Genomic DNA, 19,427 nt, shown 5'->3' on the forward strand with positions numbered 1-19,427 from the left:
CCGCACGCGGGAGTGGTGGAATGGCAGACACGCAGGATTTAGGTTCCTGTGCCGAGAGGCGTGAGGGTTCGAGTCCCTCCTTCCGCACGGGATCGGCCGGTACGCTGAGCGCGCTCGCGTGACCGCCGACCGGCCACCGGCCCCCGTCGACTGGAGATCCGTTGAATCACGCCGCCCTCGTCCCCTGGCTCGATCCGGAGACGATCCTGACCTCGTTCGGCCCCTGGGGTGTGCTCGTGGTCTGCCTCATCGTGTTCGCCGAGACCGGACTGCTGATCGGCTTCCTCTTCCCGGGCGACACGCTGCTGATCATCACGGGCCTGCTGGCGCACGAGAACGCGTCGAACGGCGGCCTCGGCGTCCCGATCTGGGTCATCTGCCTGGCCGTCGGGTTCTCGGCCTTCGTCGGCGGCGAGGTCGGCTACCTGATCGGGCACAAGGCCGGCCCGCGCATCTTCGAGCGCAAGGAGTCCGGCTTCTTCAGCATCGAGAACGTGAAGCGAACCAACGCGTTCTTCGAGCGCTTCGGCGGCCTCGCCGTGATCCTCGCGCGCTTCGTGCCGATCGTCCGCACCTTCGCGCCGATCGCGGCCGGCGTGGCCCACATGAACTACCGCAAGTACAGCCTCTACAACCTCATCGGCGCCCTGATCTGGGGCAGCGGGGTCACCCTGATCGGGTGGCTGCTCGCCTTCATCCCGCCGGTCGCCGACTTCGTCTCGCACTACATCGACGTGATCCTGATCGGCGCGGTCGTGCTCGCGCTGGTGCCGACGCTGTTCCACTTCTTCCAGCAGCAGCGCAAGGCGAAGCTCGCCGCCGACCCCGAGACCGACTCGACCGAGTCGGCCGCCTACGTGCTCGACGCCGACACGCTGGACGACAAGCACCCGAAGTCCTGACCTCCGCCTCCGCGAGACGCCACTCCGGCACGCGGCACGCCGACAGGCGTGCACCGGAGTGACATCCCGCGGTGGGAACCCGCCGGGGTCAGAGCCGGGCGGACAGGGCGGCGAGCTCGGCGCGCAGCGCGGTGAAGGCGCGGGCGCGGTGGCTCCGGGCGTTCTTCTGCTCGGGAGCGAGCTCGGCCGCCGTGAGCGCCCCGGCCTCGGGGACGAACACCGGGTCGTAGCCGTGGCCGTTCGCACCGCGAGGAGCCGTCGCGATCGCGCCGTCCCAGCGGCCCTCGACCACCGTCTCCTGTCCGCCCGGGAGCACGGAGTCCGGCACCACGAGGGCGATGGTGCAGCTGAAGTGCGCACCGCGGTGCTCCGCCTTCACGTCGTGCAGCTGCGCCAGGAGGAGCTCGAGGTTGGCTGTCGCGTCGTGCGCGCGTCCCGACCAACGGGCCGAGAAGATGCCCGGCGCGCCGCCGAGGACGTCGACGCAGATCCCGGAGTCGTCCGCGAGCGCCACGAGGCCGGTGTGCGCCGCCGCCGCGCGCGCTTTGATCAGCGCGTTCTCGGCGAAGCTCACGCCGTCCTCGACGGGCTCGGGTCCGTCGTAGGCGCGGACGCCGACTCCGGGGAGCGCGCCGGCCAGCATGGCGCGGAACTCCTCCACCTTGCCCGCGTTGTGCGTGGCGAGGACGAGGTCCAGGCTCACGCTCCGGGCTCCGCGGCGAGCGCTTCGGCCTGGATGCGGGCGAGGTCGGCGGCACCGGCGACCGCGAGGTCGAGCAGGGCGTCGAGCTCGCGGCGGTCGAACGGGGCCCCCTCGGCGGTGCCCTGCACCTCGACGAACAGGCCGCGTCCGGTGACGACGACGTTCATGTCGGTCTCGGCGCGCACGTCCTCGACGTAGGCCAGGTCGAGCATCGGCACGCCGTCGATGATGCCGACGGACACGGCCGAGAGGCTGTCGATCAGCGGCTGCGCCTTCTGCCCCACGTACTTCTTGCCGCGCGCCCACTCGATCGCGTCGGCCATCGCCACGTAGGCGCCGGTGATCGCCGCGGTGCGGGTGCCGCCGTCGGCCTGGAGGACGTCGCAGTCGATGACGAGGGTGTTCTCGCCGAGCGCCTTCGTGTCGACCACCGCGCGCAGGCTCCGGCCGATCAGCCGGGAGATCTCGTGCGTGCGCCCGCCGACCTTCCCCTTGACCGACTCGCGGTCCATGCGGGAGTTGGTGGAGCGGGGCAGCATCGCGTACTCGGCGGTGACCCAGCCCTTGCCCTTGCCCTGCAGCCAGCGCGGCACGCCGTTCGTGAAGGAGGCGGTGCAGAGCACCCTGGTGTTCCCGAACGAGACGAGCGCGGAGCCCTCGGCCTGGGTGCTCCAGCCGCGCTCGATCGTCACGGTGCGCAGCTCGTCGGGCGCCCGCCCGTCCTTGCGCGCGGCCTTCGATGCGGTGCTGTCGGTCACTCGGGTCTCCCTCGATCGTGCGGGAGCGCGGCCCGGTCGAGCTCGCGCAGGTTGATGGTGCCGGTCTCGACGAGGTCGACGCTCGAGACCTCCGGGCCGAGGAAGCGGCGGGCGAGGCGGACGAAGTCGCTCGAGCCCGTCTCCTCCCACCGGTAGGTCGGAGGAGCGGCGGAGGTGCGCTGCAGGCCGTGCGCCACGAGGGTCCGGTAGACGTCGAGCGCGGTCTCCTCGGCGCTCGAGACGAGGCGGACGTCCGGCCCCATCACGTAGGCGATGGCACCGCGCAGCAGCGGGTAGTGCGTGCAGCCGAGGACGAGCGTGTCGACCCCCGCGGCCTTGAGCGGCGCGAGGTACTCCTCCGCCACCGCGAGCAGCTCGTCGCTCCAGGTGACGCCCGCCTCGACGAACTCGACGAAGCGCGGGCAGGCGGCGGTGAACAGCTGCAGGTCGGGCGCGGCGACGAAGGCGTCGTCGTAGGCGCGGGAGCGGATCGTCCCGACCGTGCCGATCACCCCGACGCGGCGGTTGCGGGTGTCGCGGACAGCGCTGCGGACGGCGGGCTGGATGACCTCGATCACCGGGATGCCGCGGCCGAGCGTGTAGCGCTCGCGGGCGTCGCGCATCATCGCGGCCGAGGCGGTGTTGCAGGCGATGACGAGCAGCTTGGCGCCCTGGTCGACCAGCGTGTCGAGGGTGTCGAGGGCGTAGGCGCGGACGTCGGCGAGCGGCTTGGGACCGTAGGGCGAGTGCGCGGTGTCGCCGAGGTAGACGATCGACTCGTTCTGCAGCTGGTCGATCACGGAGCGGGCGACGGTGAGCCCGCCGACTCCGGAGTCGAAGATGCCCAGCGGTGCGTCCGTCACGGAGGAACAGCCTACCCGCGCCCTGCGGCCCGGTCCCGGCCGCACGCCGTTCCCGGGCCCGGCGGCGTGCGCAAGCCCCGGCACCCGCGCCTGGGCGCGCGGGGGCGGCCGTGGAACACTGAGCGGATGGACTCCACGGCCTTCCTCACCGACCGGTACGAGCTCACGATGGTCGAGGGCGCCCTCGGCAGCGGCACCGCCGACCGCCGCTGCATGTTCGAGGTGTTCGCCCGGAGCCTCCCGCCGGGACGCCGCTACGGCGTGCTCGCGGGCACCGGCCGGCTCCTCGAGCTGATCTCGCGGTTCCGCTTCGGCGACGACGAGCTGTCCTGGCTCCGCGGGAACCGCGTCGTCGACTCCCGCACGCTGGACTGGCTCGCCGACTACCGCTTCCGGGGCGACGTCTGGGGCTACCGCGAGGGCGAGGTCTACCTCCCGGGCTCCCCCGTGCTCATCGTCGAGGCGCCCTTCGCCGACGGCGTGCTGCTGGAGACCCTGGTGCTCAGCGTCCTCAACCACGACAGCGCCGTGGCGAGCGCCGCCGCGCGGATGGTCTCGGCCGCCGACGGGCGACCGCTCGCCGAGATGGGCTCGCGCCGCGCCGGTGAGCGGTCCGCCGTCGCCGCGGCTCGCGCCGCCTACATCGCCGGATTCGGCGCCTCCTCGAACCTGGAGGCGGGCCGCAGCTTCGGTGTGCCCACGATGGGCACCTCCGCGCACTCCTTCACGCTCCTCCACGACTCGGAGGAGGAGGCCTTCCGCGCGCAGGTCGCCGCGCTCGGCCCCGGCACGACCCTCCTGGTGGACACCTACGACGTGACGGCCGCCGTCGACCTGGCGGTCCGCGTCGCCGGCACCGGCCTCGGCGCCGTGCGCATCGACTCCGGCGACCTCCCCCAGCAGGTGGCCGCCGTCCGGCAGCAGCTGGACGCGCTCGGCGCGACCGGCACGCGCATCACCGTCACCAACGACCTCGACGAGTACGGGATCGCCGCGCTCGCGGCCTCACCGGTCGACTCCTACGGCGTCGGCACCTCGGTGGCGACGGGCTCGGGCCACCCGACCGCGGGCATGGTCTACAAGCTGGTCGCGCACGAGGACGACGCGGGCGAATGGGTCGCGGTGGCGAAGAAGTCGGTCTCGAAGGCGTCGATCGGCGGGCGGAAGGCCGCCGGCCGTCTGCTCTCCGACGACGGGGTCGCCGAGGCCGAGGTCGTGCACGTGGGCGCCGGCCCCGAGGGCGCCGTCGGCGAGGACGAGCGGGCGCTGCTCGTCCCCCTGATCGAGGACGGGACGATCCGTCCCGAGCACCTCGGCATCGAGGGAGTGGCGGCAGCCCGCGCGCACCACGCGAACGCGGTCCTCGAGCTGCCGATCGACGCGCTCCGGCTCGGCCGCGGCGAGCCCGTCATCCCGACCCGCTACGAGTGAGCGGGGCGGGAGCTCACTTCATCTTCGCGTAGATCTCCTTGCAGGCCGGGCACACCGGGAACTTCTCCGGGTCGCGGCCCGGGAGCCACTTCTTGCCGCAGAGCGCGCGGACCGGCTTGCCGGTGATGGCGCTCTCGAGGATCTTGTCCTTCGGCACGTAGTGGGAGAAGCGCTCGTGGTCGCCCGGCTCGATGGACTCCTGGTTGAGGAGCTCCTCGAGCTCGCGGTCGAGCGTGGCGGTTCCTCCGCCTCCCTCGAGGGGGTCGGTGCTGCTGTTCTGGACGCGCGGAATCATGCCGACGATCCTACGCGCGGAGCCCGGGCCCGCGGCCGTGCGCTCCGGATCGGGCGGCGCTAGTAGCGGCTGGTGAACGCGACCAGCTCGGTCGCGCGGCGCTCGAACAGCCGGCCGCCGAGGAGCACGCCGAGGGCGAAGACGACCACGGCGCTGCCGAAGCCGACGAGCACGGCGTCACCCGCCGCCTCCGGGTCGACGAACAGGGCCCGGACGCCGAGCACCACGGCCGGAGCCGAGAGGAGCAGCCCCAGGCCGAACGCGAGGGACTGCGGACCGGCGCCACTGGCTCCGGGGGCCTGGGGCTGCGTGAACGCGCTGTCGCCCGGGCGCGGAGCCGGATAGGCGAGCCGTGCCGAGACGGCGCTGGCGACGCCGGCGGGGACGAGCAGGAGGCAGGTGTTCACCGCGAGCACGACGGGCAGCGCATCGGGGAGCCCCGAGGTCGCGCTGCTGATCAGCGAGCCGAGCACGACGACCGGCACGCCGAGCAGGAGGGTCGGGAAGGCGCGGCCGAGCCGGTCCGACCAGCCGCGGACGCCCGCGGCCACGTGGAGCCAGAACGCCGATCCGTCGTAGGCGACGTCGTTGTGCAGGAACCAGCCGAGGAACAGCGCGATCAGCGGGACCGGGAGCAGCGAGAGCAGCGGGAAGGGGACGCCGACGACCGCGAGCAGCAGCAGGGCTGCGACCGGCAGCACCGGCACGGCGACGAGCGACGCCTGGTAGCGCGGATCCCGGAGCCAGTAGGTGATGCTGCGCGCCGCGATCGCGCCGGTCCGGGTCGAGCCGAGGACGTCGAACCAGCCCAGCCGGAGGCCGCGCGGCGGCCGGTGCGTGCGCTCGGGGCGCTCCGTCAGCAGGCGGACGACGAGCCACCAGAGCGCGCCCGCCGCGACGAGCGTCGCCAGGGCCAGCAGGAGCGGGCCGAGCGCGTCGCCGGTCCGGGCGGCCGGGGCGATCATCCACGCCGCGCCGAACGGAGTGGCCCCCATCGCCGCGCCCCAGCGCTCGAGCACCGGGGTGTCTCCCGTGTCGACCAGCGCGGCGGCGCCGAGGGCTGCGGGACCGCCCAGCATCAGCACCAGGCCGAGGACGGCCAGCAGCTCGCGGGCGGTCCGGGAGGGGACGAGGGCGGCGGAGGCGGCGAGGCCGATCCGCGCGAACAGCGAGGCCGTCGCCACCGCGAGGAGCGGGCCGACCACGGCGAAGGCGCCTGCGCCCGGGACGAGCGGCGCGCACGCGAGCCCGACCACCAGCAGGGCGAGCGTGGGGACCGAGACGAGGCCGGCCAGGGCGAGCGCCCCGGCGAGGCGGAGCGGCGGAAGGCCGAAGAGGCGGAACGCGCGCGGATCCATCGGGTCGAGCGGGCCGAGCAGGAAGGGCAGCACCAGGAAGCCGACGGAGACGAGTCCGCCGGCGGTCACGAGAGCGCCCGCCGCCGCGTCCGAGGAGCGCAGAGCGCCGATCGCCCCGATCAGCAGGGCCGTCACCGCGACGACCACGAGCACGCCCAGGACGGCGCCGGCCGAGCGCGCGGGCCCGGAGCGGAACGCGCCCAGGAGGACGTCGATCCTCAGCCGGAGAAGTCGTGCAGCCACTGCAGCCCCTCGGCGATCTGCTTGCCGCCCGCGAGCTCGAGGAAGCGCTCCTCCAGCGTCGCGGTGCCGGCGACCTCCGCGACCGTCCCGGAGGCGAGCACGCGCCCGCCGACGATCACGGCCACGTCGTCGCAGACGCGCTCGATGAAGTCGAGCCCGTGGCTGGAGAGGACGACGGTGCCCCCGCCCTCGACGAAGCGGCGCAGCACGGTGATCACGGCGGCCGAGGAGACCGGGTCCACCGACTCGAACGGCTCGTCGAGGACCAGCACGCGCGGGGCGTGGATCATCGCCGCCGCGAGGGCGACCTTCTTCGCCATCCCCGCGGAGTAGTCCGAGATCAGGCGCTCCAGCGCGTCGGAGAGGCCGAGCGCCTCGGCCAGCTCGACCGTGCGCTGCTTCGCCGTGGCGAGGTCGATGCCGCGCAGCGCGGCGGAGTAGGCGAGGAACTGGGCGCCGGTGAGCCGGTCGAACAGCCGGAGGCGGTCGGGCAGGACCCCGATCAGCGGCTTCGCGGCCGACGGGTCCTTCCAGACGTCGACGCCGTGCACGAGGACGCGGCCGGTGTCGGGTCGAAGAAGGCCCGTCATCATCGAGAGCGTGGTGGTCTTGCCCGCGCCGTTCGGGCCGATGATCCCGTAGAAGGTCCCCGCGCGGACGGCCAGGTCGATGCGGTCGACCGCCACCGTCCTCCCGAAGGTCCGGGTCAGCTGGTGCAGCTCGAAGACGACGGGCGAGGCGCCGTCCGGATCCGCGGCACCCTCAGCGGGCTCGGCGTTCGTCACGGACGTCATCCGGCTACGGTACCAACTCGCCCGCGGGCCCCCGGCGCCCGCGCCGACACCCGGCGACACGGCGAGAGGTCAACCACCCTGGCCCCGGGGGGCGTGAACTGTACACTAGGTCTCTACCCGAGGAGTCGACCAGATCGAGACGCAGCGGTTAATTCGAGGAGAACACACGATGATGCACACAGGTTCGACGAGCAGCAGCCCTGCCACCGTCGTCATCCTCGCCGCAGGGATGGGCAGCCGGCTCGGCCGCTCCCTCCCCAAGCCGCTCACGCCGCTCAGCGACGGGCGCACGATCATGCAGCAGCAGTTCGACAACATCCACCACGCCTTCGGCACGAAGGTCCCGGTGAGCATCGTCGTCGGCTACAAGCTCGAGCACATCATCGAGGCCTTCCCCTCGGCGACGTTCGTCTACAACGAGCAGTACGACCAGACCAACACCTCCAAGAGCCTCCTCCGCGCGCTGCAGGCGAGCGGGCAGGGCGGCGTGCTGTGGATGAACGGCGACGTCGTCTTCGACCCGCGCATCCTCGACCGGGCGGCCGCGCTGATCGCGAAGGACGTCTCCTTCGTCACCGTCAACACCTCGAAGGTGTCGGACGAGGAGGTCAAGTACACGACGAGCGCCGAGGGCTTCATCCAGGAGCTCTCCAAGACGGTGCGCGGCGGCCTCGGCGAGGCGGTCGGGATCAACTACGTGTCCGCCTCCGACAAGGCCGCGCTGGTGCGCCAGCTCGCCCGGGTCGACGCCCAGGACTACTTCGAGCGTGGCATAGAGTTGGCGATCGAGCAGGACCGCCTGCTCGTCGAGCCGATGGACATCTCCGACCTCTACGCCGTCGAGGTGGACTTCGCCGAGGACCTCGAGCGCGCGAACCTCTTCGTCTGACGCTCCCGGCTCCTCCCCCGGCTCGAGCGGAGCCGACGGGAGGAGTCGCGCAGTGAGCACGGCCGACACCCTCGCGACCGAGACGGCCCTGCGCCACCGGCGCTCCCGGGCCTGGCGCTACCGCCACTCCCTCTGGCTGCTCACCAGGCGCGACCTCACCGTCCGGTACGCCACGAGCGCGCTCGGCTACGTCTGGTCGGTTCTCGACCCGCTCGTGATGTCGGGCATCTACTTCTTCGTCTTCACCGTCGTCTTCCAGCGGACCGTCGGCGAGGACCCGTACATCGTCTTCCTGCTCGCAGGCCTGCTGCCGTGGATGTGGTTCAACCAGGCGACCTCCGACGCGACCCGCGCGTTCCTCCGCGAGGCGAAGCTGGTGCGGTCGACGTCGATCCCGCGGACCATCTGGGTCGGGCGGATCGTGCTCTCGAAGGGCATCGAGTTCGTGGCGAGCCTGCCGGTGCTGGTGCTCTTCGCCGTGATCGCCGGCGCGCACCTGACCTGGGCGGCGCTGCTGTTCCCCGTGGCGATCCTGCTGCAGGCGGTGCTCACGCTCGGCGTGGGTCTGCTGGTGGCCCCGCTCGTGGTGTTCTTCCGAGATCTGGAGCGGGCCGTGAAGCTCGTGCTCCGGTTCCTCTTCTACGCGTCGCCGATCATCTACTCCACGGCCAACCTGCCGGAGCAGATCCGGCCGCTCGCGGCGCTCAACCCGCTCAGCGGGATCTTCGCCCTTTACCGCTCCGCGTTCTTCGAGAGCGAGCTCGACGTCCCGCTCATCCTCGCCTCCGCGGGCATCTCGGTGCTCGTGCTGGCGCTGGGCCTCGTCGTCTTCCGCCGCTCCGAGCGCGCGGTGCTGAAGGAGCTGTGATGGCCGACGCCCCGGTGGTCATCGAGTGCCGCGGCCTCGGGATCCGCTTCCGCCGCAACCGGCGGGGCCGCCGCTCCTTCAAGGACCTCTTCGCCGGCCGCTCCCGCCGCTCGCGGCCCGGCGAGTTCTGGGTGCTCCGCGGGCTCGACGTGCAGGTGCGGGCGGGCGAGGCCATCGGTGTCGTCGGCCGGAACGGTCAGGGCAAGTCGACGCTGCTCAAGCTCGTCGCCGGCGTCGTGCTGCCGGACGAGGGCGCGGTGGAGGTGCGCGGTGGCGTCGCTCCGCTCATCGAGATCACCGGCGGCTTCGTGGCCGACCTGAGCGTCCGCGAGAACGTCTACCTGACCGCGGGTCTCCACGGGATGTCCAAGCGCGAGGTCGACGCGCGCTTCGACTCGATCATCGAGTTCGCCGAGATCGGCGACTTCCTCGACACCCCCTACAAGCACCTCTCGAGCGGGATGAAGGTGCGGATCGCCTTCTCCGTCGTGTCGCGGCTCGAGGAGCCGATCATCCTGGTGGACGAGGTGCTCGCGGTCGGCGACAGGGCGTTCCGCGAGAAGTGCTACGCGCGGATCGAGGAGCTGCTCGCCTCCGGCCGCACCCTCTTCTTCGTCTCGCACAACGAGCGCGACCTCCGCCGCTTCTGCACGCGCGGCCTCTACCTGGACAAGGGCCGCCTGGTGCTGGACGCGCCGATCGAGGAGGTGCTCGCGCGTTACGCTGAGGACTACGCGCCGACACCGCGGAGCAGCACGGCGCCGGCCGAGGGCCCGCCCGTCCAGGGCACCGTCTCCGACGACTGACCCCTCCCGCACGCGGCGCCCGAGGACGCAGGAGTGCACGACATGGCCCAGAAGGACCGCAAGCGCGAGCGCGCCGTGGAGAGGGCCGGCGAGGTGGAGCAGGCCGACGGCTCCGAGAACGCGCAGCTGGCGAAGCTGCTCGACCGGCTCCTCGCGGTGCAGCGCCCGGCCGTGCTGGCGAACATCCGCCTGCTGCGGCGCCGGCGTCCCGGGGCGACTCCGGAGCAGATCATCACGTCGCTCGAGCGGCAGTACCTCTCGAGCGTGGCCGCGGGAGGCGCGGCGATCGGGGCGACCGCCGTCGTCCCCGGCATCGGCACGGCCACCTCGGTGGCTCTCTCCGGCGCGGGAGCGGCGGGGTTCCTGGAGGCGAGCGCGCTCTTCGCGCAGTCGGTGACGGAGGTGCACGGGATCCCGCTCGAGGACCCGGACCGCGCGCGGGCCCTCGTGCTCACGCTGATGATGGGCTCCTCCGGCAGCGAGATGGTGCGCCAGGTGGCCGGGCAGGCCGTCGGCGGGGGCAGCGGCCTCAACCAGTACTGGGGCTCCGTGGTCACGAAGGGCCTGCCGTCCTTCCTCGTGGGCGAGCTGGCGGACCGCGCGAAGAAGTCCTTCGCCAAGCACTTCCTCGCCCAGCAGGGCGCGGGCCTGGTCGGCCGGGCGATGCCGTTCGGGATCGGAGCGGCACTGGGCGGCGTCGGCAACGCGATGCTGGGCCGCAAGGTGATCCAGAGCGCGCGCGACGCGTTCGGGCCGGCACCGCAGGCGTTCGGCAACACCCTCGTGCTCGAGCCGACCCGTGCCGAGCGGAAGGCGCTGGCCGCCGCGCCGGCCGAGCCGCTGGCGCTGTTCGTCCGCGACTACGGCGGAACGGGCGAGCGGACGGCGCTCCTCCTCCACGGCCTCGGCTCCGACTCCCGGATCTGGTACGCCCTGGTCCCGACGCTGCACGAGCACGGCTACCGCGTGGTGGCCCCCGATCTCGCCGGTCACGGCGGCTCGCCGGCGTCGCCCGTGTACTCGCCGGAGCACTGGGCGTCGGACGTCCGCGCCTCGGTGCTGCAGACCCCCGATCTCGTCATCGGCCACGGCCTCGGCGCCGTCGTCGCCACCCGGCTCGCCCCCGAGTACGGCGCCGCCCGGCTCGTCCTGCTCGACCCCGCGTTCTCGGACGCCCGAGGACTGACGAGCGCGCTCCACCGCGGCGGCTCGGTCGCGCACGTCGAGAAGGGCGACGCAGACTCCCTCCGCCACCGCCACCCGATCTGGACGGACGAGCAGATCGAGCTCGACGTGTCGGCCCACGCGCTCTGGGAGCAGGACTCCGCCGGCGGGCTGACGGCACGGGGTGCGGCCGAGGCCCCCGAGACGTTCCCCGTGCCGACGCTCGCCGTGATGCCTGAGGACCCGCTGGGCCACGGCTCGCTGAGCGGCGTCCTCGCCGGCCGCGGCGTCGAGGTGCGGACCGTGCCGGGGGGCGGGGCCTCGATCCTCCGTGAGGACCGCGCGGCGTTGATCGCGGCGCTGGAGGACCGGATCTAGCTCAGACCATCCTGCTCGGCGCGGGCCGAGCGCCGTGGTCCGGAGCCGTCGGAGGCGTTCGGTCAGCGTTCCCGAGGCCGGCGCCCGGGCCCGACGAGCGGCATCCCGAGCACGGTGCGGAGGAGTCCGCCGCCGTCGCGGTCCTCGGCGATCACACGGAGGCCGGTCCTCTCGGCGACGCGCCTCGAGGCTGCGTTGGCCGGGTGCACGAGCGCCACGAGTCGTCCCGCGAGGCGGTGGGCGAGCGCGAGGTCGCGGCAGGCCGCAGCCGCCTCGGTGGCGTAGCCGCGGCCGTGCAGCCCGGCCCGCACGTGGTAGCCGACCTCGAGCTCGATCCCGCCGTCGACGCGCTGCCAGGTCAACCCGCAGTCGCCGACGAACTCGCCGTCGAGGGTCTCGACGATCCACAGACCGAAGCCGTGCTCGCGGTAGTTCCGCCGGTTCCACTCGATCCAGGCGGCCGCCTGCTCGCGGTCCTTCGGCGCGGGGTAGTACCGCATCACGACCGGGTCGCCGAGAAGATCCGCCATCTCGGGAAGGTCCTCGGCGGTCATCTCGCGGAAGCGCAGCCGGGCGGTGGCGGCGGGGATCATCGGGTCGGGCTGCTCGGCCTGCGACTGCGGAGACGGCGACCGGGACCGTCGTCGAGCGCTCGATCCATCCGGCCGCCGCCCCCGGCCCTACTTTTCCGCCTTGGCAGCGGCCTTCGCGGCCTGCTTGGTGGCGCGGACCTTCGTCAGCGACTCCGGCGAGACGATGTCGGCGACCGAGCGGAAGGCGCCCTCCTCTCCGTAGGCGCCCGCGGCCGCGCGCCAGCCCTCCCCCGAGAATCCGCGCTGCTTGCCGAGCAGGGCGAGGTAGATCCGCGCCTTCTGCTCGCCGAAGCCGGGCAGCGCCTTCAGACGCGCGAGGACCGTGCGGCCGTCGGGCTCGTCCCGCGTCCAGACGGCCGCGGCGTCGCCGTTCCAGTCGTCGACCAGAGCGCGGCAGAGGACCTGCACGCGCCCCGCCATGCTCGCCGGGTAGCGGTGGATCGCGGGCGGAGTCCGGCAGAGCTCCGAGAACGCGTCCTCGTCGAAGCCCGCGATCGACGCGGCGTCGAACGAGGCGCCCTCCGCCTCGAGGCGCTCCTCGATCTTGCGGGGCCCGGAGAAGGCCGTCTCCATCGCGACCTGCTGGTCGAGGAGCATCCCGATCAGCAGCGCCAGCGGGTCGCGGCTGAGCAGCGCGTCGGCGTCGGGATCGTCGGTGATGTGCAGGGCGGAGTCGCGGGTCATCCTCCAGGGATACCACGGACGGCCCCGGCGGCGAGCGCGCGGACGGTCCGGTCGACGAGGTCCAGCGCCGCAGCGAGCTCGAGGTCGCCGACATGGCCGTAGCCGAGGACCAGCGCCTCGGTCGCGGCCCGTCCCGACAGGGCGTACTCGTGCAGAGTGGCGACGAGCAGTCCCTCCCGGAGCAGCGCGGCCGCGACGGCGTGCGCGTCCAGAGGCGCGGGCAGGGAGAGGACGACGTGCAGACCCCCGTCGAGTCCGCTCGCGCGCCCCCACGGTACCGACTCCCCGAATGCGTGGACCAGCTCGCGGCGGTGGGCGTAGCGCCGTCTCGAGCGCGTGAGATGCCTCCGGAACGCCCCGCTCGCCATGAACTGCGCGAGCGCCGCCTGCGTCGGACCCGAGGCGGAGGCGTCCTTCTCGTCGTCGAGGCCGGTCAGCGCCCCGCGGAGCCAGGACGCCCGCGGAACGGCCAGGTAGGCGATGCGGAGCCACGGCGAGACGGTCTTCGAGAACGACCCGACATGGGCGACTCCGCCGCCGGAGTCGAGCGAGGCGAGCGCGGGCAGCGGGGCGCCGACGTAGCGGAACTCGCTGTCGTAGTCGTCCTCCACCACGAGCAGGGGGCCGGCCGACGCGCGGCGCACCAGCTCCAGGCGCTCGGCGAGGGCGAGCCTGCCGCCGGTCGGGTACTGGTGCGACGGAGTGACGACGACCACGTCCGCGCCGGAGCTCGCGAGAGCGTCGAGGTCGATGCCGTCGCCGCACACAGGGACGCCGACGACCTCGTGCCCGTCGGCGCGCAGGCGGCGCCGGACGGCCGGGTAGCCGGGGTCCTCGACGGCCACGCGCACCTCGCGTCCGAGCGAGGCCGAGGCGGCGCGGGCCAGGAGCGCGACGGCGCCCGCGGTGCCGCCGGTCACCACTACGTCCGACGCCTGCACGTCGACGCCGCGGGACCGGCGCAGCTGCTCGGCGATCTGCTCCCGCAGGGCCGGGTCCCCGGAACCCCGAGGAGGCGCCGAGGGCGGCGAGACGAGCGCCAGGCGCCAGGCGGCCCGCCACTCCGGGGTGTCGAGGGCGCGGGTGTCCGGCCTGCCGGGCCGCAGGTCCGCCGCGGCGGGCGGGACGACGGTCTCCCCGGACTCCGGCCGCGGCTCCTGCGGCGCCGGCGCCAGCAGTCCGTCGGAGGCGACCGTCACCGCCGCGCGCGGGTGGGCGACGAGATAGCCCTCCCCCACCAGCTGGTCCACCGCGGCGACGACGGAGCCCCGCGAGACGCCGAGCCGCTCGGCGAGCACGCGGCTCGACGGGATCGGATCGCCCGCCCGGTAGCGCCCGTCCAGCACCGCCTGGCGCAGCGCCTCGGCGAGCCCGGCGCGGACCGAGCCGCGCGGCGACGGCCCGAGGAGGAGCGGGATCTCCAGATCGCCCGACGCCATCGACCGCTCCGCTCTGGACCACTCCGATCGCGGCCCAGTGGCATCCTGGCAGATCCAGTCGGCGCGGGACGATTCCGACATGGACAGCCTCCCCGTCACCGACCGCACCCGCGTCTCCCGTCTCCGCGACCGCCAGCGCACCGATCCCGCCGAGCTGCACGCCCTGCTCGACGAGGCGCTCGTCGCCCACGTCGCCGTCGTGCGGGACGGCGCCGCGATCGTGCTGCCGATCCTCTTCGCCCGCGACGGCGACTCCCTCCTGCTGCACGGGTCGAGCGGCGGAGGACTGCTGCGGGAGGCGGCGCGGCACTCGCTCCTCACCGCCTCGGTCACGCTGGTCGACGGACTGGTCGTCGCCCGCTCCACCTTCGACAGCTCGATGAACTACCGCTCGGCGATGGTGATCGGCCGGGCCGAGGCGCTGGAGGGCGAGGAGAAGGCGCGGGCCCTCGATCTGCTGGTGGCACGTCTCCTCCCGGGGCGCGACGAGGAGGTGCGAGCGAGCTCCGCCCGCGAGATCGCGGCCACGCTGGTGCTGCGCCTCCCCCTGGCCGAGGCGAGCCTGAAGGTGCGCGCGCACGGAGCCGGCGACGAGCCGGAGGCCGGGGTCTGGGCGGGCGTCGTGCCGCTGGTCACCCGCACGCTCGCGCCGGTGCCGGCGGAGGAGGGCGTCGCGGTCCCGGAGTCGGTCCGCCGCTTCAGCGCTGCGGTCGACGGCGCGGTGCCGCCCTGGCGATGAGCGGACCGGCCGTCGCGGTGCGGTCCGCTACTTGGCGTCCTGACGGGGGAAGACGACCTTCTGCACGACGATGATCACCGAGGCCGCGACCGGGATCGCGACCAGGGCGCCGAGCACGCCCGCGATGGTGCCGCCCGCCACCGCCGCGATCACGACGACCGCACCGGGGACCGAGACGGCCTTGTTCATGATGCGGGGGCTGAGGAGGTACGCCTCGACCTGCATGTAGACGAGGTAGTAGATCGCAGCGACCAGCGCGGTCAGCGGCGAGGCCAGGAGGCAGGCGAGCGAGATGATCACGGCGCCCGAGAGCGTGCCGACCAGCGGGATCAGGGAGCCGAGGAACGCGACGCAGGCCAGCAGCGCCGGCACCGGGGCGCCGATCGAGAGCAGCAGGATGAACGTGAGCACGCCGTTCACGCCGGCGAGCGAGACCTGGCCGACCACGTAGCGGCCCACGGCGCCGGTGATCTCGTCGCCGACCTCGTGCGCCTTCGCGCGGTGCGAGGCGGGGGCGAAGCGGTAGGCGACGGCCTTCATCGAGCGCAGCGACGCGAGGAAGTACAGCGTCAGGATCAGCACGATGACGGCGCCGGTCACGCCGCTGGCGATCCCGGTCCCGACCGCGATCAGTCCGCCGCCGAGCGAGAGCAGGTTGTTGGGGTTGCCGATGAAGCTCTGGACGCTCTCGATCAGCTCGTCGATGTCGATCACGCCGCGCAGCTGCTGCTCGAGGTCGAGCACCCACTGCTGCGAGGCGATGTCGGTGACGATCTGCGGGGCGCTCGTGACGAACATCGTCAGCTGCTCGACCAGGATCGGGATGATGTAGACCAGCAGGCCGGCGAAGATCAGCACCACCGCGGCGAAGACCGCCGTGATCGCGAGCGGCCTCGGCAGGCGCTTGCTCTCGAGCCAGGAGACCAGCGGATCGAGGCCGAGCGCGAAGAACAGCGCCACGAAGATGTAGGTCAGCACCGTGCCCAGCTGCACGACGAGGCCGCCCAGGACGAGCGCCACCAGCACGCCGAGCGCGCCGAACAGGCCGATGCGGAAGGAGCGGATCGTGAAGACCGGCTTCTCCGGGTCGGCGGAGACCACGATGTCCGGCTCGACCGCGGGCTGGGCGGGTGCCGACCGGCGCCGGCGGGAGCGGGCGAAGGCGCGCGGGGTCATCATGGGACGAGCGTAGCGGGGCGCCGGGAGGCCGCCCGGCGACCGGCCCACCCTTGACGCGGCCGTTCGAGCGGTGCTCCCGCCCGCTCAGCCCTCCGGATCGTGGTCGTCGACCGCGCCGTCGCCCCGGTGCAGAGCGGCGTGCCGCTCCCACTCGGTGAGCAGGTGCTCGATCGCCTCGTGGAAGCGCCGCGTGGCCGCTCCGGGCGACGTGTCGCCGAAGTAGCGGTGCACCCAGCGCTCCAGCCGCTCGACCGACTCCGGATCGTGCTCGGCGCTGTCGATCCGCGCGATGATCGCGGAGGCGTCCTCGGCGTGCAGCCACTCCGCGTCGCCGAGGTAGCCGCTCTCGTCGACCTCGGCCTCGGCGCTGACGGGCCGGGTGACCAGCAGCGGGCGCCCCGTGGCCAGCCGGTCGTAGACCATCGCCGACACGTCGAGGATCGCGAGGTCGGCGGCGGCGAGCTGCCAGCCGAGCTCGGCACCGGTGTCGTGCACGTGACCGGCGCGCGGATCGGCCGCGTTGGCGGCGGCGATCATCGCGACGATCGCCCGGTCGGCCGCGGCGTAGTCGGAGTCGACCGCGCCGCTGCGGGGATGCGGGCGGTAGACGAGCCGGAACCGCGGGTCGGCCAGGAGCCCGCGCACGAGGGCCGTGCCGTGGCTCCGGATCGAGCCGTAGCCCGCGGCGGGGCGGTCGCCCTCCCAGGTCGGCGCGAAGAGCACCACGCGGCGCTCGTCGGGCGTGAACGGCACGGCGCCGGCGAAGTGGTCCGCCTGAGGACGGCCGATGGCGAGGGCGCGCCTGTCGAAGTCGTAGTCCCAGAGCACGCGGCGCAGCCGGGCGAGGGCGGCGTCCCCGGCGATCATGCTGTAGTCGTACGCCTTGAACTGGTTCGTCGTCATGTACATCTTGTCGCTCTCGCCGTGGTTGACGAAGACGTGCCAGCGGCGCCCGTAGCGCATCATCTGGAAGTTGCGGGCGTTCTGGTTGACGTAGAGCACGATCCGCAGCGGCTGGCTCGCGATGGTGCTCTCGAGGTCGGCGACGGAGCGGACGTAGGCGACCGGGACCGGGCTCTCGCGCAGCAGCACCTCCGCGGCGCCGGCGTTGCGGCTGAGCAGCACGACCGGGTGCGTCTCCGCCAGCTCGGCCAGCGGCCGGTACCACTGCCGCAGCTGGTACAGGTTGATGTCGCCGTCGGCGAAGTAGACGCCGATCTCGAACCGGCCCTCGGGCAGCGGCCCGCGCTCCGCGAGCAGCCGGGTCACCGCGTGGCGGGCCCGGCGAGCCGCGAGCAGCTCGCCGCCCACCTTGCGCGCGAGTCGCGCGTCGGTGCGGAGGCGGGCGATCAGGGCACGGGGAGCGGGAGTCATCCGCCCCAGGGTACCGGCGACGGCCCCCACGCCGGGGGCCTCGCACGGTCCGATCAGGCCAGGGTCACCCTCAGCCAGACGAACTGCAGCGGAGCGAGACGGAAGCCCTCGCGCAGGTCGACCGCGATCTCGGTGACCAGGTCGACCGCCTCCGCGGCGAACCCGACGAACCGCTCGGCCGCGACCTCCTGGACCTCGTCCGACACGTTCGCGAGCACGAGCACCGACTCCCCGTCGCCGGGGCGCTGGTAGCCGAGCACGTGGTCGTTGACCGGGTCGAAGACGCTCAGCTCGGTGCCCGCGAACATCGGAACGGCCTTGCGCACGGCGATGAGGTGCAGCAGCCCGCCGAAGACCTCGCTCGCGGCCGTCCCCGGGACCTCGCGCTCGTCGTAGCGCTCCGCGGGGCGGCGGGGACGGTTCACCCAGCGCGAGTCGCCGGCCGTCGTCGGGTCGTCGAGGTAGCCGTGGTCGTTGAGCTGGCCGACCTCGTCGCCGAGGTAGAGCAGCGGCAGCCCGCCGGTGCTCAGGGCGATCGAGTGCGCGAGCAGCACGCGGTCGATCCCGTAGGCGTCGCCCGCCTCCACTCCGGCGAGGGACGCGGTGGTGCCCGAGACGCGGCGGTCGCCGGTGCGCGGATTCTCCTGGAACGGCACTCCGCGGGCGAACGTGCCGTCGAACCGGTCCGTGTAGAAGTCGTTGAGGAACCGGCGGTGGCCGGCCGCGTCGATCCCGAGCTCGGCGGCGTCCTCGTCGGCGAAGGTCCAGCCGATGTCGTCGTGCCCGCGCACGTAGTTGACCCAGGCCGTGCCCTCGGGGAGGGCGTGCCGGCGCTCGAGGGCCTGCGAGAGGAGACGGACGTCGCGGGTGGCGAGCGCCTCCCAGGTGAGCGCCATCTGCAGCGGGTTGTACGAGAGCTGGCACTCCTCGACGTCGATGTACTCGATCACCTCGTCGGGGTGCACGATCGCCTCGGACTTGAACAGCAGCGCCGGAGCGGCCAGGCGGCAGACCTCGTTGAACGCGCGCAGCAGCAGGTGCGCCTGCGGCTGCGACTCGCAGGTGGTGCCGAGCTCCTTCCAGATGAACGCGACCGCGTCCATCCTCAGGGCGTCGATCCCCTGGTTGGCGAGGAAGAGCATCTCTCCCGCCATCGCCCGGAACACCTCGGGGTTGGAGTAGTTGAGGTCCCACTGGTAGCGGTGGAACGTGGCCCAGACCCAGCGCCCGTCCTCCAGCTGAACGAAGGAGCCGGGATGGTCGTCCGGGAAGATCTCGCGGGTCGTGCGCTCGAAGGCGTCGGGCTGCTCCCGGACCGGGTAGATCCAGTAGTAGTCCTCGAAGCGCTGCTCGCCGGCGAGCGCGCGCTGCGCCCACTCGTGCTCGTTCGAGGTGTGGTTGAAGACGAAGTCGACCACGAGTGCGATGCCCTGCTCGCGCAGCTCGGAGGCCAGCCCGCGGAGCTGCTCCATGTCGCCGAGGTCCGGTCGCACGCGCCGGTAGCTCGAGACCGCGTAGCCCCCGTCCGACTCGCCCTCGGGCGCATCGAAGAGCGGCATCAGGTGCAGGTAGTTCAGGCCGATCTCGCGGAGGTACGGGATCTCGGCGCGCAGCCCCTCGAGGTCGCCCGCGTAGCGGTCGACGTAGCAGACCCCGCCCAGAGCCTTGTTCGAGAGGAACCAGGTCGGGTGCTGCTCGCGGGCGCGGTCGAGCGCGCGGAGCTCCTCGGGCCGCTCCTCCCAGGAGGCGGCGGCGAGCTCGACGATCGCGACCAGCTGGTCCTCGAGGTCGTCGCGGCCGGCGTACACCGTGGCGAGCAGATCGACCAGGCGCGGGAGGTGCTCGTCGAGGCGGCCGGAGAACTCGTCGTCGACGGCGCCGAGGCGCTCGCGGACCGCCGTCAGGAGGTCCGGTCCGGCAGGGGTCGCCTCCGCCTCGGCGCGCTCGGGCGGGGAGAGCTGGGTCGA

Annotated in this window: 19 protein-coding genes and 1 tRNA gene; 8 read left to right on the plus strand and 12 right to left on the minus strand. The window is 73.1% G+C overall.

Annotated elements, in window-relative coordinates; all coding sequences use genetic code 11:
* Positions 1 to 6 precede the first annotated feature (6 nt).
* Both C5C37_RS00705 and C5C37_RS00710 read left to right on the plus strand, forming a co-directional pair.
* Positions 7 to 87: transfer RNA gene (locus C5C37_RS00705), tRNA-Leu, on the plus strand.
* Positions 88 to 161: 74 nt separating this feature from the next.
* Positions 162 to 902, plus strand: coding sequence for a DedA family protein (locus tag C5C37_RS00710; RefSeq protein WP_104223563.1), 741 nt, complete (start codon positions 162 to 164; stop codon positions 900 to 902).
* A gap of 88 nt (positions 903 to 990) precedes the next feature.
* On the opposite strand, the gene rdgB is transcribed toward C5C37_RS00710, so the two are convergent.
* The 3 genes from rdgB to murI are packed head-to-tail and all read right to left on the minus strand — an operon-like array spanning position 991 to position 3,226.
* A complete protein-coding gene (gene rdgB, locus C5C37_RS00715; RefSeq protein ID WP_104223564.1) occupies positions 991 to 1,605 on the minus strand; it encodes an RdgB/HAM1 family non-canonical purine NTP pyrophosphatase in 615 nt (204 codons plus the stop codon).
* Positions 1,602 to 2,363 carry a ribonuclease PH gene (rph, locus tag C5C37_RS00720; RefSeq protein WP_104223565.1) on the minus strand — a complete coding sequence of 254 codons (762 nt, stop codon included), beginning with the start codon at positions 2,361 to 2,363 and terminating at the stop codon, positions 1,602 to 1,604. The genes rdgB and rph overlap by 4 nt, the downstream gene beginning before the upstream one ends.
* Positions 2,360 to 3,226: a glutamate racemase gene (gene murI / locus C5C37_RS00725; protein WP_104223566.1), complete on the minus strand. Its 867-nt coding sequence runs from the start codon at positions 3,224 to 3,226 to the stop codon at positions 2,360 to 2,362. The genes rph and murI overlap by 4 nt, the downstream gene beginning before the upstream one ends.
* Positions 3,227 to 3,352: 126 nt before the next feature.
* Between murI and C5C37_RS00730 the strand changes: the two genes are divergently transcribed.
* Positions 3,353 to 4,657, plus strand: coding sequence for a nicotinate phosphoribosyltransferase (locus C5C37_RS00730; protein ID WP_104261189.1), 1,305 nt, complete (start codon positions 3,353 to 3,355; stop codon positions 4,655 to 4,657).
* 13 nt (positions 4,658 to 4,670) lie between these two features.
* Here C5C37_RS00730 and C5C37_RS00735 read toward each other — a convergent pair whose 3' ends face one another.
* Genes C5C37_RS00735 through C5C37_RS00745 form a run of 3 tightly spaced genes read right to left on the minus strand, consistent with a single transcriptional unit; the run spans position 4,671 to position 7,347 of the window.
* Positions 4,671 to 4,952 carry a DUF3039 domain-containing protein gene (locus C5C37_RS00735; protein WP_104223568.1) on the minus strand — a complete coding sequence of 94 codons (282 nt, stop codon included), beginning with the start codon at positions 4,950 to 4,952 and terminating at the stop codon, positions 4,671 to 4,673.
* 59 nt (positions 4,953 to 5,011) lie between these two features.
* Positions 5,012 to 6,553, minus strand: a complete 1,542-nt coding sequence (locus tag C5C37_RS00740; protein ID WP_104247836.1) for an ABC transporter permease — start codon at positions 6,551 to 6,553, stop codon at positions 5,012 to 5,014.
* Complete coding sequence (locus C5C37_RS00745) at positions 6,529 to 7,347, minus strand: ABC transporter ATP-binding protein (protein WP_104223570.1); 819 nt, start codon at positions 7,345 to 7,347, stop codon at positions 6,529 to 6,531. The genes C5C37_RS00740 and C5C37_RS00745 overlap by 25 nt, the downstream gene beginning before the upstream one ends.
* Positions 7,348 to 7,519: 172 nt before the next feature.
* Here C5C37_RS00745 and C5C37_RS00750 point away from each other — a divergent pair, with 172 nt between their 5' ends.
* The 4 genes from C5C37_RS00750 to C5C37_RS00765 are packed head-to-tail and all read left to right on the plus strand — an operon-like array spanning position 7,520 to position 11,452.
* Positions 7,520 to 8,236 carry an NTP transferase domain-containing protein gene (locus tag C5C37_RS00750; RefSeq protein ID WP_104226983.1) on the plus strand — a complete coding sequence of 239 codons (717 nt, stop codon included), beginning with the start codon at positions 7,520 to 7,522 and terminating at the stop codon, positions 8,234 to 8,236.
* Positions 8,237 to 8,288: 52 nt separating this feature from the next.
* A complete protein-coding gene (locus tag C5C37_RS00755; protein ID WP_374953048.1) occupies positions 8,289 to 9,104 on the plus strand; it encodes an ABC transporter permease in 816 nt (271 codons plus the stop codon).
* Positions 9,104 to 9,910 (plus strand): ABC transporter ATP-binding protein, encoded by an 807-nt coding sequence (locus C5C37_RS00760; RefSeq protein ID WP_104338264.1) that lies wholly within the window; start codon positions 9,104 to 9,106, stop codon positions 9,908 to 9,910. The genes C5C37_RS00755 and C5C37_RS00760 overlap by 1 nt, the downstream gene beginning before the upstream one ends.
* A gap of 42 nt (positions 9,911 to 9,952) precedes the next feature.
* On the plus strand, positions 9,953 to 11,452 hold the full coding sequence (locus C5C37_RS00765) for an alpha/beta fold hydrolase (RefSeq protein WP_104338265.1): 1,500 nt from the start codon (positions 9,953 to 9,955) through the stop codon (positions 11,450 to 11,452).
* 62 nt (positions 11,453 to 11,514) lie between these two features.
* On the opposite strand, the gene C5C37_RS00770 is transcribed toward C5C37_RS00765, so the two are convergent.
* From C5C37_RS00770 to C5C37_RS00780, 3 genes are all read right to left on the minus strand, one after another.
* On the minus strand, positions 11,515 to 12,045 hold the full coding sequence (locus C5C37_RS00770; protein ID WP_104338266.1) for a GNAT family N-acetyltransferase: 531 nt from the start codon (positions 12,043 to 12,045) through the stop codon (positions 11,515 to 11,517).
* An 87-nt stretch (positions 12,046 to 12,132) separates the two neighbouring features.
* Positions 12,133 to 12,729 carry an HhH-GPD-type base excision DNA repair protein gene (locus C5C37_RS00775; protein ID WP_104338267.1) on the minus strand — a complete coding sequence of 199 codons (597 nt, stop codon included), beginning with the start codon at positions 12,727 to 12,729 and terminating at the stop codon, positions 12,133 to 12,135.
* On the minus strand, positions 12,726 to 14,168 hold the full coding sequence (locus C5C37_RS00780; protein WP_181127336.1) for a PLP-dependent aminotransferase family protein: 1,443 nt from the start codon (positions 14,166 to 14,168) through the stop codon (positions 12,726 to 12,728). The genes C5C37_RS00775 and C5C37_RS00780 overlap by 4 nt, the downstream gene beginning before the upstream one ends.
* A 79-nt stretch (positions 14,169 to 14,247) precedes the next feature.
* On the opposite strand from C5C37_RS00780, the gene C5C37_RS00785 reads away from it, so the two are divergent.
* The gene (locus C5C37_RS00785; RefSeq protein ID WP_104338269.1) at positions 14,248 to 14,907 is read left to right on the plus strand and encodes a pyridoxamine 5'-phosphate oxidase family protein; all 660 of its coding nucleotides are present in this window, start codon (positions 14,248 to 14,250) and stop codon (positions 14,905 to 14,907) included.
* Positions 14,908 to 14,934: 27 nt separating this feature from the next.
* Here C5C37_RS00785 and C5C37_RS00790 read toward each other — a convergent pair whose 3' ends face one another.
* The 3 genes from C5C37_RS00790 to C5C37_RS00800 form a co-directional block, all read right to left on the minus strand.
* A complete protein-coding gene (locus C5C37_RS00790) occupies positions 14,935 to 16,086 on the minus strand; it encodes an AI-2E family transporter (protein WP_244229611.1) in 1,152 nt (383 codons plus the stop codon).
* 84 nt (positions 16,087 to 16,170) lie between these two features.
* Positions 16,171 to 17,460 carry a hypothetical protein gene (locus tag C5C37_RS00795; RefSeq protein WP_258073989.1) on the minus strand — a complete coding sequence of 430 codons (1,290 nt, stop codon included), beginning with the start codon at positions 17,458 to 17,460 and terminating at the stop codon, positions 16,171 to 16,173.
* A gap of 53 nt (positions 17,461 to 17,513) precedes the next feature.
* A complete protein-coding gene (locus tag C5C37_RS00800; protein WP_104338313.1) occupies positions 17,514 to 19,364 on the minus strand; it encodes an amylosucrase in 1,851 nt (616 codons plus the stop codon).
* Positions 19,365 to 19,427 lie beyond the last annotated feature (63 nt).

Source organism: Rathayibacter sp. AY1F9, assembly GCF_002932155.1.
Classification (GTDB): Bacteria; Actinomycetota; Actinomycetes; order Actinomycetales; family Microbacteriaceae; genus Rathayibacter.

Excerpts from the sequence above, each read along its gene's own strand:
- C5C37_RS00735 (WP_104223568.1), bottom strand. The coding sequence starts at position 4,952 with ATGATTCCGCGCGTCCAGAACAGCAGCACCGACCCCCTCGAGGGAGGC.
- C5C37_RS00750 (WP_104226983.1), top strand. The coding sequence starts at position 7,520 with ATGCACACAGGTTCGACGAGCAGCAGCCCTGCCACCGTCGTCATCCTC.
- C5C37_RS00765 (WP_104338265.1), top strand. The coding sequence starts at position 9,953 with ATGGCCCAGAAGGACCGCAAGCGCGAGCGCGCCGTGGAGAGGGCCGGC.
- C5C37_RS00770 (WP_104338266.1), bottom strand. The coding sequence starts at position 12,045 with ATGATCCCCGCCGCCACCGCCCGGCTGCGCTTCCGCGAGATGACCGCC.
- C5C37_RS00795 (WP_258073989.1), bottom strand. The coding sequence starts at position 17,460 with ATGACTCCCGCTCCCCGTGCCCTGATCGCCCGCCTCCGCACCGACGCG.
- C5C37_RS00790 (WP_244229611.1), bottom strand. The coding sequence starts at position 16,086 with ATGATGACCCCGCGCGCCTTCGCCCGCTCCCGCCGGCGCCGGTCGGCA.
- C5C37_RS00780 (WP_181127336.1), bottom strand. The coding sequence starts at position 14,168 with ATGGCGTCGGGCGATCTGGAGATCCCGCTCCTCCTCGGGCCGTCGCCG.
- C5C37_RS00775 (WP_104338267.1), bottom strand. The coding sequence starts at position 12,729 with ATGACCCGCGACTCCGCCCTGCACATCACCGACGATCCCGACGCCGAC.
- C5C37_RS00730 (WP_104261189.1), top strand. The coding sequence starts at position 3,353 with ATGGACTCCACGGCCTTCCTCACCGACCGGTACGAGCTCACGATGGTC.
- C5C37_RS00785 (WP_104338269.1), top strand. The coding sequence starts at position 14,248 with ATGGACAGCCTCCCCGTCACCGACCGCACCCGCGTCTCCCGTCTCCGC.
- C5C37_RS00745 (WP_104223570.1), bottom strand. The coding sequence starts at position 7,347 with ATGACGTCCGTGACGAACGCCGAGCCCGCTGAGGGTGCCGCGGATCCG.
- C5C37_RS00760 (WP_104338264.1), top strand. The coding sequence starts at position 9,104 with ATGGCCGACGCCCCGGTGGTCATCGAGTGCCGCGGCCTCGGGATCCGC.